The sequence below is a fragment of the Methylophaga sp. UBA2496 genome, assembly GCF_002341635.1.
In the GTDB taxonomy this organism is placed as follows: Bacteria; Pseudomonadota; Gammaproteobacteria; order Nitrosococcales; family Methylophagaceae; genus Methylophaga.
In genome coordinates, this window is record NZ_DDOK01000009.1 from 62538 (window position 1) to 79849 (window position 17312).

Sequence of the window (17312 nt, forward strand, 5' to 3'; positions counted from 1 at the left end):
TTATGTCGATTTGACGGGGTTAAAATTACGGTTCGGTGGCGTTGATTTTGCCATGGCAATATCCTGCCAAAGTTTTTCCACATGTGATTCAACCGGGCGACAATAGCCAGCGATCAGCATGATACTCAGTGTAGTTAAAAAACCATATACACCGGGTGTCCAACCATAAGTCTGGATAAATGCCGGATCAATTATGGTTAAACCAAACGAAACAACCATGCCCGCCAGAAAGCCGCTGACCGCACCAATTTTATTGGCACGTTTCCAATACAAACCGAGTAAAACCACTGGTGATAATACAATCATGCCTTGATAGGTCATCAATGCCAGAAACACTAACTGCCCTTCACGAATATATGCACCAATCAAGGCGCCAATGCTCATAAACACCACTGACCAACGCGCTATTTGCAAGGCTGTTTTTTCACTGATATTGCGATTGATAACCTGAGCCAGATCACCTGAAATAGCCGTCGACATGGCATTTAAAATGCTGCTGACCGTCCCCAGACTCGCTGCCATCACCAAGACGGCAAAAAAGCCCAAAGGCCACGCTCCGGCCTGACTATGAATCCAGAACATGGCTTCCTGTGGATTTTGCTGGGCAAAGGGTAAAGGATGTAAAGCCATCGCCAGCAGGAATAGTAAACCAAATGACAGAATACCCAGGGTCGGTGCGAATAACACCGATTGTTTTATGGTTCGAATGCTGTCGGCAGCGAATAATTTGTTATAGACCCATGGCCACATAAAGCCGCCCAGACCACTGGTAATCACAATCGCCATCCAATAATTAGGTGACATGTCCCAACCCGGCCCGGGAAAGGTTAATGCTTCCGGGCTTTGTTCCAGAATACGCTGCATCGCGCCTTCAATGCCGCCCAGTTGTGTGTAGATGACCCAGAGCAGAATGGCTGAACCAGCGATAAGCATATACAGGCCCTGAATAATATTGGCCGTGATAACGGATCGCATGCCGCCGAGTGCGACATAAAACACCACTACAAATATGCCGATAATCATGCCCAGTAACGGACTGATAAATCCATCGGTGGCATAGTTAAACACATAGCCAATGGTGTACCACTCCATCAGTAACCAGGGCACTGATAACGCCACACCGGCAAATCCGGTTAACACCCGAATCATATCACTGCGATAGCGCAGTCCTAATAATTCAGACTGGGTGCGGATGTTATATTTTTTACCCCAGATAAAGGATTTTTCCGCCACCAGATACATTACCAGCATGGTGACTATGCCATAGGGAATGACATACATGCCAATCATGCCAAAGCTCACTGCAAAGCCGGAAAATACCGTATAACCGGCACCGACATACCATGTAGCAAGGAAACCCAGGGTAATACCTAATACACCAATACTATGACTTGCTGTCGCATAATCATTCAGTGTATCCACGCCCATTTGACGTCGGTTTATCCACAAAATCAGCCCGAAGAAACTGATCAGCATCAGCATTGGAATCATTTCAATTCCTCCGCTTCAACCTCAATATCCAAATCACCGCTCTGACTCTCAGCCAAATACCAGCACGCCAGAAAAAAAGCACCTAATAACGCCAGACCAATTTGCCATAAAAAAGCAAACGGCAAGCCAAGCAAACTGGGTTCAATTCGATTGGCCCAGGTAAAGAAAGTAGGAAAAGTAGCGAGTGTGATGGACGTTAAAATTAATAATATAAAAATAGCCGAGCGCATAAATATCCAGGTTTTAATTTATAAATGTGGGGAACAAAAATACTCAAAGTTCAGGGCCAGCAATAATTGAGATATTCATCAATTATGCTGACCCTGTAGGTAAAATAAAAAAACCGCTTTAGCGGCTTAATTTATGCTTTCTTTTCGATTGCTCCAGCAAGTTTGGCTGATAACAAACCAAACACAGCACCCAGAATCGTGGAGAGAATAATAATCAAAACCGGATTAGTCATATTCATGGTGATGGCACTCCCGGCATTGGCTGTCTGCAAACCAAACGCAGCGGTTGCGGCATAACCATAGACATTGGCAGGCACCACCGATAACAAATCAAATCTTGCCACAATAACCAGGAAAAATACCGTCACAGCAATATAAATAGCTGGTCCGACAGCACCCGGAATACCCAGAGGATTGGTTGTCGCTAATAATAGAGCAATACCGGCGATCACAGCACCATAACTCATACCGACAATGGTTTTTTGTAATGCTGGCATATCTGCACCAGTATGAAAGAAACACGCCCAGGCAATAAATCCCGCCCAAACCAGAACAAAACCGGCCAATGGACCTAATGCCAGAAACGCCCAAATGCCACCTAATACAGCAATACTAATTGATAAAGCAGTTAACTTTGACATACGTTCTCTCCGTTGATTTTTATAAAAATTAACAACCCGTTCCTCGACAAAACTTTATTTATAACTCTATTTTCTTTTGGGTTGCCGGAGTGATAGTAGCCCTATAAATCAGCTGCTGTAAACCAGTTTGCACCAGAGTTGTGCGCAAACTAAGCAAAAACGGGGCTTTTGGAGATTTAATTTTTTAATTCAGTTACTTAGCCTGACGCAATGATACTTTTTTAAGGATCAACAATATTACTAAAAGTTTTATGAGCTCATTTCTACAGAAATTTTGATAATAACGGTTGGCCAAAATCAGTTTGTACTTTGATTTTAGGGAGCTATTCGTTATTGTGAACATAATGCTCGTAGCGTGGTAAACCATCGTCATTGCTTTTGACAGATAACTTTATTTAGCTATCTGATATTTATTTAATATTGTGGAGTTGCAAATGCAAAAAGTCGCTGTCTTTCAGCATGCTGATGGCGAATGGATTGGCTCCATGCGACATTGGTTTGCGGACAAACCTTTTCAATTACTCACCTTCCGGCTTGATCTGAATGACCCTTTACCTTCAGTCGATGAGTTTGACTGGTTATTGATTATGGGTGGGCCAATGAGCACCTATGACGAAACCAACTATCCCTGGCTGATTGCCGAAAAACAACTGATCCGTGAGGCAATAGAAGTCGGCAGAATCGTCCTGGGTATTTGTTTGGGGAGCCAGTTAATAGCTTCCGCTTTAGGCGCTAAGGTGTATCCCAATACCCAACTGGAAATTGGCTGGTATCCGGTCAGCAAGACAAATGCAACCGCCAGCTGGATGCCCGAAGATTTAGTCCCTCTGAGCTGGCATGGGGATTGTTTTGAATTGCCGGTCAATGCCACTTCTTTTGCTTGCAGTGCGATAACCCCTTCACAGGGATTTTTCTACGGCAAACATGTTTGGGCATTACAGTTTCATCTGGAAGCTGAACCCGGCACGGTAGAAGCATTTCTGGCACTGGAAAGCAATGGTTTAACAGAAGCAGATTATGTACAAAGCAAACAAGTCTTGTTTGATAACACCAATCAGCTGAGACAAAGTCAACAAGCGATATTTGCGTTGCTGGATACGTTATATCAGAAATCTATTCCTGATAGATGAAAGTGATATTGTTAATACGACTTTCTGAGCTACCGTAAATGAAAAATTGAATGATGTATCCGCTTATAGGTAATCATTTATGCTTTGCAAAATAACAAAATTACCTATCGACTAAATCATTATAAAAACGTTTGTGTATTTATAAGCAAAAAAGTCGACCGCTATTACTAACGGTCGACAAAGGAACACGCTAATGCTCCAGCTGAAAGCGCTTATCAATTATGAATATTTGAAGACGAATAAGGCCTAAAAGGATTTAGATACAGATATTACGTAACGCTCGTCAACAATCTGGTGATTATTATCAAAGCCGTAAAAATCGTGCTTGCCCTTTTTAATATCAGTGTCGTGATACCTTAAATCGACATTAAAACCGAACACATTTCTGCTGATACCAATATTCCAGTGTGTCCAGTCGAGTTCTTCTTTGCCATTTCCATTAGCATCGAGATTTGGACCTTTATTATCAAAAAACTGATAGCCAACCCCACCGGATAATGTAAATCCATTTGGAAGCGAAAAACTGGGATGAATCGCAATATTGTGTGATTGCAAATCTTCAACACCAAACCAATCGGTAATGGTAGGAGAATATTCAAGTTTCAAGTTTAGCCTGCCAAACTGTTTATCAATATAGTTGAACATTTCAAGGTAGTTTGAATCACTATCGCCGGGATACACGTATTGGAAAAACATACCGTTGTAGTTGATGCCAGTGCCAGCTATATCCTGGGTGGTGTAACCAATATAGGGTCCCCAGATGGCATTAATCTTAGGGTTATTGCCCTCTGAATCATTGCCAGGAAATAAGTTGTTAGCCAGATAATATCCAAGATAAACACCAGTATTATGTGTCCATGTGATCGACCCTTTTAACGATGGTATCTTCCCGTCATTTGTTTCAGATTCACCTCGAAACACATAATCTGAGGCAAACTCCACCCAGGTTGAGAACTTGCCGCCGAGCACTTCCTCACGATCCAGATACTCGACAAATGCCACTGATTCTTTGGCTGCTTTAGCCGGGCCAACCTCGGCTTGTCCAGAATCTGCAAAACTGGTCGAGCTGAACACTGTACCCGCCACGAGTAAAGCTAAGTAATTTAATTTAAACGTTTTCATTTGTTGTTAACCTTTTCAACGAGTGAAGCCTGAAGTACTGGCCGGCAGGTAGAGAACTCACTAGGCACCATGCCCTTAACGACATTAGATACAGCAGGTTTCACAAACCCGACAGGTGGTTCAGCCGTTGGGAAAGTTACTGTTAGCTCAGCAGGTAGATCCTGACTTTCTGTGTTTTCTATGCCACGCGAAGTGTTATAGGGGTCGCTAAAAATACCGTAATGACCAGGTTGCATTTTGTAGGTCACTTTTTCTGTCCCCATGCCAGAATTTGCCAAGTATTTATGCGGATTTGTCCAGTCCCGGCCATCAAGATTGGAATAGAATTTGATATCGACCAACAAGGCATCGCAGAGGGGCGTTACCTCTTCATAGGTTGTTGGCCATGATGACCCACCTGAAGGATCAGGGTATCTTCCCCAATCTCCACCTTTTAACGGGCATGCGCCGCCTGAGTCATACGCTGCCCTATCCGGATGATGGACACCATAAATGGGTAAGCCTATGGCTTTTCCAATTTCTCCATTTTCCAGATGAAAGCGAGGTGCTTTTGTGACCGTATTTTTCAGATCATTGGTGTTATCGCCTAATGATTCATAATAAGGCCCAGCTGGACGCACATAACGATGATCGGCATTATCCTGATTGTCATAAACCGCTGTTAGAAAGATATAAGGTTTGTTAAAAAAGGTTCTTTCAACCAGATAAAATTCGCCGTGTGTCTTCGCGGCATCGACTGCTTTCCAGTCAACGTGGAATGAATCTTTACCCTGTTGGCCAACGTTTACCCAAGAACGGGCATCCGGGAAATGGTTTAGCCGCAGGACTTTTGCGTAATTTTCTTTTACATCCAGACCCGCACGTTTACCTAACGGCCCAATCTGATTTGCGCCCGGCTGGCTGAAGGCAAAATCCAACGCCTTTTTGGCATACGGGTAATCGTTACCCGACATAGTGCAATACCAGTTCGCCAAATCAATCGGTTCATGCTGATCATATTGATTATCAAAAATCGGATGATTAATCGGCAAATCAACATAGTTTAACTTGCCATCTTCATTAAACTTTTGATCAGGATATTTATAGCCTGACCAGCTTTCATCTGGCAGATAATGACTGTAGTTATCCTCAATATGCTGATAATTTTCTGCTGCCAGAATATCTGCATTTTTGGCCAGACCTTCGCCATCTCTTTTCAGGTAAAAACGGACGGTGCCATTTTCCTGTATCCGCCACAAACCATGTTTACCTTCCCCAATCATTGTAAAAACTTGCTCAACCACATTGACGAATCGATAGGTAGAGTTGGTACTCATGTAGCCCAAATAAACAGGTAAATGCGGAATTTGCGAATGCGTTTTATCCGGACGACCAATACCTAATAAAGCTTTTTGCTTGTTGTCCTCAGTGATCAATTGATCGCTGGTATAAAAAAACGGATCGCCACCTGTCAGATCAGTTAAATCTGCTGCAAGAACACCTCCTGCAGCAGTTACCGACAGACTTATTGAAAGTATTTTGCTCAATTTAATTTTATTCATTTCTCACTCCTTCAGAAGGAGGATGTTTGCCAGCATTGTTATTATTATTTGCTGTTTTATTTGTTAAACATCCGTTGAAATACGCCCTTGACTAAAACTCCGCCCGTTGACCACATGCAAATGCAAGCCCTGAGCTTTCTGTAGAAAAAGTGATGGTTGAGCCGTTAGGAAAAAACAAAACATCACCCGCTTCAGCAGTCACTTCTTGTTCACCGTCAGAAAAGGTAATGCTGCCTTCGAGCATCATTTTGATGTCGTCATAATCGTAGGTATAAACAAGTGGATTACCCGCATCGATTTTGAACAAACCACACGAGATCGGTGATTTCGGGTTACCTGAACCCACGATGTCATCAAAAAATGCCGCAACGCCCGGTTCTTCCATTGAAGCAAGCTCCATTTGCTGTGCATTTTCAAAAAATTTTAAACGTTTGTTCTCGGTTTCATGCTCAACTGCACCGTGCGCCATTGCCAAACTCCCCATTGAAAGCCCCAGTGCTACAGCCCCGATCGTTGTAAGTCTGCTATTCATTTTTAACTCCAAAAATATTTAATTAAGTGCATTCAATGATTTAGCCGTATTGATTTGCCTTGCCACATCACTTTCAGGAAAAACCTCCTGCATGCGTTATTAGTTATATTCCTGACAATTATTACCTGTCAAGTAATTTATTACTTATTAAGTAATTTACAGTCGATTATAAAGTCCTTAAATGTTCGTGGTAACATGCTTTGCGGCGATTAAACGATTTCAATAACAAGGCCTTAAGATTCTGGTATTACGATGAAAAAAAACGGATTTGGCGAACGCCTGAAGGTGTTACTAAAGCAAAAGTCGTTAACTCAAGCTCAAGTTGCTAATGCGGTTGATACCTCTGTGCCTTCTGTGAACAGATGGACCAAAGGTGGAGAGATTGAATACGAGAACCTGCGTTCACTGGCTGATTTTCTGGAAGTAAACTGGGTTTGGCTAAGATATGGCGATGAAGCTATCGAAAGTTTGCAATCTGCTGAGCCTGAAAATGGGGCAATGAAAGATCTACGCCGGGAATACCTGAATCAGATTCTCGAAAACGAAACTCGCATGAAGGCAGCGCTGGAAATGGCGCAAATCATCAATTGGGAATGGAATGTTCTAACGGGCACGGTCACCTGTTCGGAGAATGCCACGGATCTATTTGGCGTCGCGGTTGATCACTTACCCAATTGCGTAATGCCATTCACAAAACTACCAATCGAACAGTTAATTGATATTTTCGGCAGCGGCCAACCCTATAACTGGGACTTCGAAGTGACTGATGATCAAGGTCAAACGAGGTGGTTTTCGTCAAGAGCTGAACTTGTTTATGATGCCGCGAAACGTCCGGTTAAAGTCATTGGTATCAGTGATGATATTACGGCACGTAAAGAAGCAGAAACGGCTCTTGCAAAAAACGAATATATTTTAAAGAAAATAATCGACATTATTCCATTGGGACTTTGGATGGCTGACGAAACCGGAAAAATCAGTCTGGCGAACCCTGAGGTGCAGCGCATCTGGGGGGGGGCAAAATATGTGGGACTTGAACAATATGGTGAATATAAGGGGTGGTGGGAAAAAAATGGTCAGGAATTAGGTGCTGGAGACTGGACACTCGCCCGCGCCGTCAAAAATGGTGAAACCAGTTCACCAGAAGTAGTTAATATAAAAGCATTTGACGGTGAACAGCGCACCATCATCATGTATGCAACTCCGCTTCGTGATAACGACAACAAGATCATTGGTGCTATCGAAGTTAATCAGGATATTACTGATCTGAAAAACACTGAAAGGGACTTGAAAACCTCATTGGCGCAATGGCAGGCCGTGTTTGACCAGGATGAATTTGCAGTCATCCAACTCGATAATAATCTGCAAATCAAAAAGGTCAGTGAAAAACTCAAAAAATCATTGAAGCCAAAAGCAAAAAAATGGCAGCTGACTGATCTACTTGATCCAGCTATTGCAGAAAACATACTGCAGCAACTGGCCAAGACTCACCGAAAGAAATTTATTAGCTTCAGTATTGACGGTTCAAGCATCACTGGCACTGACCAAAATGTGCCTATTTATGTCATTCATGATGAAAGACAGGATCGTAATCCAATGACGTTGGTTTTTTTCCTGATGTAGAACTCAGCATGTTAGAAGAGTAGAAACGAATCAGAGTGATCAGTTAACGTGTTTAGAGACTGTTTTTTGAGCTGAAACTATTAAACAATTAGCTGACCGTTGTCTGACTGATAACTTATCAACACTAAATACCTGCCTGTCCCTGATATAAAGATATCTTATAAAAAATGAAATGGTGTCATTCAAACGATAGTTGAATAGTCTGGAGGCACTGCAAAACATGGCTGAGCATAATTTTGCTCATGATATCAGTCCTGTTAGAAATTCAACTTTAGAAAGCAGCTAACTTTACATCCCGATAAATAGCCCGTCTTCAGCTCAAATTATTAAAGGTAATGAATGTCTGCCGTAGACTACAAATATTCAGACTTCCAGAAAATGATTCTGGCCACTGTAATTGTAATTATTGCTCTGAATCTTCGTCCGATTCTTGCCTCGGTTGGGCCTTTGCTTCCGGCTATTCAACAAGATATACCAATGAGCTTTAAGCTCGCCTCGTTACTGACCACATTACCGGTATTTGCGATGGGTCTATTCTGTTTGATTGGTTATACCCTGGCCAAACGTTTTGGGGTCAATCAGATCATTATTTTTTCAATTCTGTTACTTGTCGTCTCGGCAGCATTAAGGTTATGGGCCGTTAACGCCAGCGTCCTGATTATGACTGCTTTGTTAGCGGGTTTGGGCATCGCCTTAATTCAGGCGTTAATGCCGATGGTCATCAAGAATATTTATGGATCACAACATCCCAAAATGATGGGGTTTTATATCACTGGAATTATGGCTGGTGCAGCAATATCGGCTTCTTTATCGCCATTTATTGAAGCGGAATATGGCTGGAAAATGGGACTCGGTAGCTGGAGTCTGCTGGCCGTGGTGGCATTGATAGCCTGGCTGCTTTATAAACCTGATGCGCGACGTTTTCAGCATGAAAATTCAACGGATATCAAAACGCCCGGATTATGGCGCAATTCTCGTAGCTGGTATCTGGCTGTCTTTTTTTCGCTCGGTTCCAGCTGTTATGTTTGCGTGTTAGCCTGGTTGTCGCCTTATGCCATTGAACAGGGTTTTAACGCGAAACAAGCCGGATTGATGCTGGGCTTATTAACTGCGATGGAAGTGGTTGCCGGTCTGCTGTTCCCTGCTCTGTCAGCAAAAAACATTGATAGACGACGGATTTTGTTTATTTTATGTATTCTCCAAATCATCGGTTTTGGTGGTATGGCTTTGAGACCGGATATCAGTCTTTGGCTTTGGTCAGCGATTGCCGGGCTGGGAATTGGCGGCATTTTTCCAATGGCGTTGATTGTGACGATGGACCATCAACCGAATTCTATGCTGGCGGGAAAACTTGCTGGTTTTGTCCAGGGTATCGGTTCAATGATTGCCGCGATAGCACCCTGGATTGCAGGTTGGATTCGTGATTCATTACAGAGCTTTTCTATGGCCTGGATTGCACTCGCTGGATTAGGAATGATCGCCCTGCTCATGGCCTGTGCCTTTAATCCACATCGATATGCCGCCATTTATTCAAAAAACGCATAATCGTTACCGTACTACTCTGTCAAATACGCGCAAATGAAACCAATTACTGCTTAAACAGTCCCCTTTAGGGTCACGTTTTATCTGCCGTGGACAATGGCACCCTGCATGACGATGACGTCTTTCAATGACTTTATAATTGCTTGCGACGATTATCAATATCGCCCCAAAATCTGTAAGGTATTGTTTTATTTATTAAATTTCAAAAGGTGGTAATTTATGGCAGAATCAGCGAAACACAGCTTCAATCCGGATAAAGGTTATATTGCATTATTAGGATGGAGTCTGAACGCTGTTGAAGCTGCCGAATCATTTGACCGACAATATGTTGTTGTCGCGCCTGATTGGGCAGAAGAATACTGCACTGAGCACAACATTCCCTACATCAAATGGAATTTTGAACGACTCAATGATCGTTCTTTGGAAATTGCCCAGACCCTGCAAGAAGCCGGTGTTGATGTGGCGATTCCCTTGTTTGAGGAAACGGTTGAATGGGCCGGTGCCATCAATTCGGTGTTAATGGATAACCCAAGATTATTTGGTCAGTCGCTGTTATTACGCGATAAAGCTCTGATGAAACGTCGCGCTCAACTGGGTGGAATCCGGGTCGGTATTTTCGAAGAGGCCCATGATAAAGATGATGTGGTGCGTTTTCTGAAACGTGTCAATCAGACCTTGCTCAAACTTGATGGTGATCCCAACGACCCTATTCATCTTAAAGCCTTTGATAAAGCCGGATGTCTTGGACATCGGGTAATTCGTACCCCTGATGAAGTGGATATGATCCCGGATGAAGAGTTTCCAGTTTTAATGGAATCACATCTGGATGGCTGGGAGTTCGCTGTCGAGGCCTGGATCCATAATGGCAAAATCCGTTTTCTGAATATTTCTGAATATGTGACCTTGGGTTATTCAGTGTTTGTACCGGCAACCCCGGAACTTGAACAATATCGTCCGGAAATTACCAGACAAATTGAAAAACTGATTAAAACCTTTGATATTGAGTTTGGCTTTGTGCATCCGGAATACTTTGTGACGAGTGATGGCGAAATGTACTTCGGTGAGGTTGCTTATCGCCCGCCAGGTTTTAAGGTTTTCGAACTATTAGAGCGGGCTTATGGCTTTAACGCTTACCACGCTTTGATTTTGTCGTTTGATCCAAAAACAACGGAAGAAGAAATCAGCAGTTTCTTTCCCAAAGAAGTGGTTGACGCAAAAGGCGTCGCTGGATGTTTCGGGGTTTACCCCCGTCGTCGCGTAGTCAGTCGTTTGGAAATACCACAAGACACCGAAGATCATCCCTATTTCGATTTCCATGAGCTTACTGCACCACTGGAAGAAACCGTCACCAAACGGACCGCCTTCGGTACCCATTGGGGTTTGTTATACTTCTTTGGCCAGGATCCGCTCGTCATGCGTGATTTGCTAAAAGAACAGGAATCATTGGATTTCTATATTTAGTCGATTGGCGTTATTGGCATTACGTGTTGCAAGCAGAAAAAGTAGGAAAACAGTTTGATTGAATCCAATGTCATTGAAAATCCAGATCCGAATCATCCTTTGCTGATTGAACGGCTGGAAGAAGCCATTAAACAACTGCAACAGGCGCCAAGTTTCAGTAAACCCACTAAGGCTGGACGCTTGTTTGATATCGTAAAACGGGTATTACATGCAGATGACGGTTTTAAACTTATTACGCAGTATATTGATCGTATTGAACAGGCTGGAGCCTTTGATAATTCGGATTATGCCAAACCGCAAATCCTGATACCGGCGCTCAGTGCGCCGGCATTACTGAGCAATGATGTGTATACCGTGATCATTGAAACCTTGAGTGAATTACGGTTTTTGGCGGTAGCCAAACAAGACTTCGTACACCCGGAGATTTCGTCAGAGCAGGCACATCATTTTTTGACACAGGTACTCGCGGTTAATCTGAGACGCTTATTTTCCGTAGCTGATGAAGCTGAACGCGAGTTACAAGGACGCTTAGCGGATATCAGTCGGGGTCTGTTGCATCATCTGGCAGAAAGTATTGGCTATGAGCATGTCATTGATCAGTTGATTGATGAAATCTGGCGGATTCTGCAACAACGGCCTATTCAAGTTGAGCATGTTAAACAGATGGTGACGCAAATTGCCATCTGCCGCCAAAATCCCGATATTGATATGGGCAACAGTGGTCAGGGTGCAGATCGGTTGATCAGTAGTCTGTTTGGCCCGACTCAGGCGTGTCGTGAAGATCCGGGTGTCGAAATCTATCAGCAACGGCTGCAGAGCATGGATAATGCCGCCTTACAGTACGAAGCCAGCGGATTTGCTCGTGCGATGCATGATACTGGTCTGGTTTCTCCCTATCATTCAGTATTACTTCGTCATTTATCGGAAGAGACTGATTATTTGCTGAGTGAGGCATTGGGTTTATCTTCAACAGGTCGGGATTGTCTGCTTTCTTACAGCGATCTGGTGCGAGCCTTAATTGCCAAGGCTATTCATCCTGAAACCGCTCAGGGTATTTACGGTCTGGCATTGATGCTGGAGCGTGGCATTCTTTATCAATCGGCTATGGCACCCTCTTTGTGGCGCCAATTATCATTGCCTTTATCCCCCGCTGCCGAGCAACGACTGAATTCCTTATTTGGCGATTCACCGTGCGCGAGCAATCGACTATTGGCAGGCGTGTTGTGCGTGCTCGGACAACCATTAGGTATTGGCCAGGGTAATAACCCTACCTGTCAGTCGGCACGTGCCATGTCGATGTGGGCCTATAATGATCCAGATTATCTGCTGCAGATGGTGGTCTGGGCTGCACGTGATGATGAAATCATTATGCATTTCGAAGGCAAGGCGATCTCTTCACAAGATAGTCTTTCGGGTATCGCCAGTCATTTGCCAATGGATTTGGATCCAGTCTCATTAATTTTGGTCCCGCATCTGGATCGGATTTATGCTGAAATGGGTCGTTGCTGTATCGACCGCGAAGGCGATCCGCATCGCTGGGTCAACCCTGAATTTCACGGCTGGTGGTGTGGACGTGGTTTCAGTATTAATGTCGATGTAGCTTCAGGCAAATTAATGCAACTTGAAGTATTTCTCAGACATTTTTATGCCAGTTATCATCCCTATTACAATGACAACCAACCACTGATCCATCCTCAGCCAGCCGGTATCGCTGTCACCGACAGTGCCATGCGCTTTGTGGGCTGGCATGCCATCACTATTTTAAGGGTCACTCTGGATCCGGATAATGTCATGCGGGTCTATTTTTACAATCCCAATAATGACAGTGGCCAGAACTGGGGGGATGACATTCAGGTCAGTACTTCAGGGCATTCTGAACGTTTCGGCGAAGCTTCATTACCATTTGAAGAGTTTGCCTCGCGACTGTATATCTTTCATTACGATCCGCTCGAACCGGGACAGTTTGCTTTGGTTAAAACCGAAGAGTTACAACGCGTTATTGAACGCATTCATCGCAGTTGGGGAGCCAGCCGTTTACCTGAATTAAACAGTTAAGTTCCAGCCTTGTAACACGATTTTATGGTAATTCTGTGTGGTCTTCATGCACTGATTTTGTGTCAGGATTGGTTTCTGTTTCAGTCAAGTTGAAAACCTGGTTCCTTCCACGGTTTTTCGCATGATAAAGCGCTTTGTCTGCCTGATAGAACAGTTCATCGAGATCAGCATGACCATCCCATTCTGCTACACCGAAGCTCGCCGTTATCTGGACTTTCTGTTCTCGATAGACTACCTGCAGATTTTCGATTTCCTTTCGGATACGCTCTGCCACAATATCTGCCATTTGGTGGTCAGCACCGGATAAAAACACCAGGAACTCTTCTCCGCCCATACGACCAAATAAATCCCGAGGTCTAATTGCAGTGCTGATTGGCGTGATAATTTCGCGTAACACCATATCTCCGGCTTCATGCCCCAGATTATCATTAACCAGTTTAAAGTGATCCAGATCGATCATAATGGCACTGGCGGTTTGTCCATCCAGCTTTAACCGATGTAATTCGCGTTTCACTTCACTGAGAAAATGCCGCCGATTGGATATACCGGTCAGCTCGTCTGTGGCAGCACTCTTGGCCAACAGATTATTAGCCTGCTGCAGTGCCTGATTCACTTCTTTCAGTGCTATCGTACGTTCATTTACTCTTTCTTCTAAAAATTGATTCTGTGCTTTCAACGCATTTTCGTGTTGCTCAAGCACATCACGCTGTTCAGCAATTTCCTGAATCAGTAGGGCTAAACCAACCGAAACAATGGCGATTATGGCCAGGTATTCCTGCGTCAACCAAACGGCATTCTGCGGCGTATTCACAATAATAGGATGCGTACCACGCATTAAATGTTCAACAGCAAAAATCGTTATCAATGTAACGGTCGCTGAAGCGCCAACCACCCCCAGTCTGATGGCCGCCACCACACCAAGCAGAACCAACCATATCGGGGTAAAAAACAGGAATGCTTTTTCATAGGATTCAACGCTAAAGCTTTGATACCCAATAATAATGACTGCCATCCAGATCAATAGTGCTTCCAACAGAAAATGCAGTTTAAAATGCGGTAATCCTGCCTGAATCCATCGCCATAAAACAACGATTAATGGCGTTAATATCAGCATCGCCAATGCATCACCGAACCACCATATCTGCCATAAACTCAGATAACTGGTATCCGTTCTTCCAAGTAACAAATATATCCCAGCACCGAACATTCCAGCCAAAGCAGCCGATAGAAAGGGTGCAAAGAATAAAAAGTAAGCACCGTTTTTTAACCGGTCAAAATTAAAATCCTGACCACTTTTACGTCGAATCAAAAATGCAGCTAAAGACACCGACAAAATATTTATCAATGAAAAGCCAATGGCTGACCAGACTGGAAACGCCGGAATAGCAGCTATCAGTTCAGCAATGATGCCGGCCACAGCAACAAAAGGCAGATAACGACAGGGATAAATTAAAAAAGCAGCGAGTAAAATTGCATTAGGCGGCCATAAAATGGCGATACCTTCAGGTGTTATGGTTTGATGAATCCCAATTAACGCACCAAAATAATAGGCAAAGCCTACAAACAGCATTGCCTTGAAGACATTAAAATCAATATATCGGCTTAACGGCAATATAGACTTTAAACCAATCATCATTGAAATGATGACCTACGTTGATTTGAGAACATTAGAAAAGACCTGATGGCAGATGGTTTATTCAATAATGTTCTATCAATCATGTGCCCCCCGGTGAACTGCTTGCAGATCAGTTTCTTATAAAGCGTTTTTACAGTTTTATAACAAATGACAAAAAATAATCATGTTGTCTACCGTTTTTTATTATTGAATCGTATTGGATCGTTGTTTATCACTGATATTACTGAAATAAACTATTTTTTATATCTTTGCCTATAACGAAAAAACAATCATTACACCCACAATAGATAACAGTATTGCGGCCAGTTTATGCCAATTTGCCAGGCTTTTGGTTAGATAGGCCTGACCCGCTGTTGCAGCCAGATAGGCATAAGTACTTTTAACTCCGCCAACAGCGAGCACTGTCAGCAACAGAATGATAACGGTGTCGAAGCTGGTTAACAGATTCAAATCCAGCCATGCAGGAAAAAACCCCATATAAAACAGGATGGCTTTTTGATCCAGTAATGTCACCATCAGTCCCATCATAAAACTGGTTTTTAATGACCTTTGTCGTCCTAAATCTACAGGCTCATCAACAACAGGTCGTTGCTTTCTTCGCCATAAATGAATTGCCAGCCAGAAAAGATAGCCTGCTGCAATAAACCGAATGAGCCATTCCCACTCTCCAATCCACGGTAGCAGCAGCGTCATGCCATACAGTGCGAGACAGATAAACAGGATATCCGCCAGAACAATTCCAAAAGTCACGGCTATACCATGCCTGAAGCCATATAAAGCGGCTCTGGATGAGACTGTAAACACACTGACACTCGGCATGGCAGCCAGTACCGCCAGGCTGATTAATAAGCCAGTCATGGCCTGTATACTTAAACTTAATTCCATTTACAAAGGCTTTGATAACAAATAAGTTTTAATAAAAACATTTCAGCTGGTGGATAATCTGACGCTTCGATCTCCAGAGCCTGCTAACCTGCAACTATATGCGTTTTTTTGATATTCAGGAATCTGGCCATATCTCCCTTCATCCCAACATGACCAATCAACCGCTTATCAATAACCGTTTATTTAAACGACGTGCACTTCAATGCCTGATGTTGTCCGGTTTGTTTGCATTTTTGACAGGCTGTTCGCTTTTACCCCCTGATCCTCCGGCTAATCAAAATAATATATGCAGCATATTCCGCGAACAACCACAGTGGTATGACTATGCAAAAGCCTCTGAACAAACATGGGGATCCCCCATAGCAACGCAGATGGCTTTTATTCACAGCGAGTCGGGTTTTCGTAGCAATATCCGTCCCCCAAGGCGTAAGTTACTGGGATTTATTCCCTGGAGCAGGTCTTCGTCAGCCTACGGATATGCTCAGGCACAGAATCCGGTTTGGGGAGAATATATGAAGGATGTTGGAAATCCACTGGCCAGGCGCACGCATATGAAATATGCCACGGACTTTATCGGCTGGTATAACCAGCGCACTCAAAATAGGCTCAATATCACCCTGGATAATCCGACTCACCTTTATCTGGCTTATCATGAAGGTCAAACTGGCTATCGTCTCGCAAGTTACCGGCAGAAACCGCGTGTGATAGATACTGCACGTCAGGTTGGCGAGCGAAGCAGATTATTCTCCAGCCAACTATCTCAATGTGAACAAGAGTTCAAATGTCGACGTTTTTATCAAATTGGGCCGCTCTGTAAAAAATAACCCTGCTGCAACAAGGCAGTCTATTGGATATTTCAACCATAAAAAAACCGACGTAAGTCGGTTTTTTTATCAATGTGTTGTCGCATAGCGCTTACTGGTTAACCCATTCTCCATTGGCGTTGCGACAGGCCGTGCCTTTAACCACTTCACGCTGGCCATCAATATAGGCATCCATCTCGTATTCACGGCATGGGCGATTATTCGTTTCATAAGTGCGTGTAGGAGTCACACTGTATTGTGCGCCGGTATCCGGATTATTCCATGAGTTGGTACGACCCGTTGGGGTGTTCTCAAATGTTTCATAAGTACGACGTCTATCCAGTTCATCCATTTCGCCACCAATATGCCCACCAATCATCGCACCAAGCAAAGTACCACCTATAATGGCTGCCGTTCGACCGGTACCACCACCAACGTTTGAACCCAGTACACCACCGGCTACACCACCCACGCCAGCGCCCACTGATTGTTTATTGAGCTGACAGCCAGCCATACTGACCGTAAATACCATTGCAAAGATCATTGTTAAAAGTCGTTTCATATTTTCTCCTTATGAATATTTACTATCGCTTTATCAATATGACTGTATTTTAGACGATTAA

Annotated in this window: 15 protein-coding genes; 6 read left to right on the forward strand and 9 right to left on the reverse strand. The window is 43.6% G+C overall.

Annotated features, from left to right (window positions below):
- The 3 genes from B2W60_RS13460 to B2W60_RS13470 all read right to left on the reverse strand — a co-directional run bounded on the left by B2W60_RS13460 (position 1) and on the right by B2W60_RS13470 (position 2362).
- On the reverse strand, positions 1 to 1491 hold the full coding sequence (locus B2W60_RS13460) for a sodium:solute symporter family protein (protein ID WP_292359186.1): 1491 nt from the start codon (positions 1489 to 1491) through the stop codon (positions 1 to 3).
- On the reverse strand, positions 1488 to 1721 hold the full coding sequence (locus tag B2W60_RS13465) for a hypothetical protein (RefSeq protein ID WP_292359184.1): 234 nt from the start codon (positions 1719 to 1721) through the stop codon (positions 1488 to 1490). Before B2W60_RS13465 ends, B2W60_RS13460 begins: the two co-directional genes overlap by 4 nt.
- A gap of 131 nt (positions 1722 to 1852) precedes the next feature.
- Positions 1853 to 2362: a DUF1097 domain-containing protein gene (locus B2W60_RS13470; protein WP_292359182.1), complete on the reverse strand. Its 510-nt coding sequence runs from the start codon at positions 2360 to 2362 to the stop codon at positions 1853 to 1855.
- Positions 2363 to 2796: 434 nt separating this feature from the next.
- On the opposite strand from B2W60_RS13470, the gene B2W60_RS13475 reads away from it, so the two are divergent.
- Complete coding sequence (locus B2W60_RS13475) at positions 2797 to 3492, forward strand: type 1 glutamine amidotransferase (protein WP_292359180.1); 696 nt, start codon at positions 2797 to 2799, stop codon at positions 3490 to 3492.
- Positions 3493 to 3738: 246 nt separating this feature from the next.
- Here the strand turns inward: B2W60_RS13475 and B2W60_RS13480 are convergent, their stop codons facing one another.
- The 3 genes from B2W60_RS13480 to B2W60_RS13490 all read right to left on the reverse strand — a co-directional run bounded on the left by B2W60_RS13480 (position 3739) and on the right by B2W60_RS13490 (position 6687).
- Entirely contained in the window at positions 3739 to 4614 is an 876-nt protein-coding gene (locus tag B2W60_RS13480) for a TorF family putative porin (protein ID WP_292359178.1), read from the reverse strand.
- Positions 4611 to 6155: a hypothetical protein gene (locus tag B2W60_RS13485; RefSeq protein WP_292359176.1), complete on the reverse strand. Its 1545-nt coding sequence runs from the start codon at positions 6153 to 6155 to the stop codon at positions 4611 to 4613. Before B2W60_RS13485 ends, B2W60_RS13480 begins: the two co-directional genes overlap by 4 nt.
- Before the next feature lie 91 nt (positions 6156 to 6246).
- A complete protein-coding gene (locus tag B2W60_RS13490; protein WP_292359174.1) occupies positions 6247 to 6687 on the reverse strand; it encodes a cupin domain-containing protein in 441 nt (146 codons plus the stop codon).
- A gap of 252 nt (positions 6688 to 6939) precedes the next feature.
- Here B2W60_RS13490 and B2W60_RS13495 point away from each other — a divergent pair, with 252 nt between their 5' ends.
- From B2W60_RS13495 to B2W60_RS13510, 4 genes are all read left to right on the forward strand, one after another.
- Complete coding sequence (locus B2W60_RS13495; RefSeq protein ID WP_292359172.1) at positions 6940 to 8307, forward strand: PAS domain S-box protein; 1368 nt, start codon at positions 6940 to 6942, stop codon at positions 8305 to 8307.
- A 339-nt stretch (positions 8308 to 8646) separates the two neighbouring features.
- Positions 8647 to 9852 (forward strand): cyanate transporter, encoded by a 1206-nt coding sequence (locus B2W60_RS13500; protein ID WP_292359171.1) that lies wholly within the window; start codon positions 8647 to 8649, stop codon positions 9850 to 9852.
- 216 nt (positions 9853 to 10068) lie between these two features.
- Positions 10069 to 11310 (forward strand): ATP-grasp domain-containing protein, encoded by a 1242-nt coding sequence (locus B2W60_RS13505; RefSeq protein WP_292359169.1) that lies wholly within the window; start codon positions 10069 to 10071, stop codon positions 11308 to 11310.
- A gap of 54 nt (positions 11311 to 11364) precedes the next feature.
- Positions 11365 to 13365: a hypothetical protein gene (locus B2W60_RS13510; RefSeq protein ID WP_292359167.1), complete on the forward strand. Its 2001-nt coding sequence runs from the start codon at positions 11365 to 11367 to the stop codon at positions 13363 to 13365.
- 22 nt (positions 13366 to 13387) lie between these two features.
- On the opposite strand, the gene B2W60_RS13515 is transcribed toward B2W60_RS13510, so the two are convergent.
- On the reverse strand, positions 13388 to 15001 hold the full coding sequence (locus B2W60_RS13515; protein ID WP_292359165.1) for a sensor domain-containing diguanylate cyclase: 1614 nt from the start codon (positions 14999 to 15001) through the stop codon (positions 13388 to 13390).
- A gap of 252 nt (positions 15002 to 15253) precedes the next feature.
- A complete protein-coding gene (locus B2W60_RS13520) occupies positions 15254 to 15859 on the reverse strand; it encodes a LysE family translocator (protein ID WP_292359163.1) in 606 nt (201 codons plus the stop codon).
- A gap of 125 nt (positions 15860 to 15984) precedes the next feature.
- On the opposite strand from B2W60_RS13520, the gene B2W60_RS13525 reads away from it, so the two are divergent.
- Positions 15985 to 16710 carry a hypothetical protein gene (locus B2W60_RS13525; protein ID WP_292359161.1) on the forward strand — a complete coding sequence of 242 codons (726 nt, stop codon included), beginning with the start codon at positions 15985 to 15987 and terminating at the stop codon, positions 16708 to 16710.
- A gap of 91 nt (positions 16711 to 16801) precedes the next feature.
- Here the strand turns inward: B2W60_RS13525 and B2W60_RS13530 are convergent, their stop codons facing one another.
- Complete coding sequence (locus tag B2W60_RS13530) at positions 16802 to 17251, reverse strand: RT0821/Lpp0805 family surface protein (RefSeq protein ID WP_292359159.1); 450 nt, start codon at positions 17249 to 17251, stop codon at positions 16802 to 16804.
- Positions 17252 to 17312 lie beyond the last annotated feature (61 nt).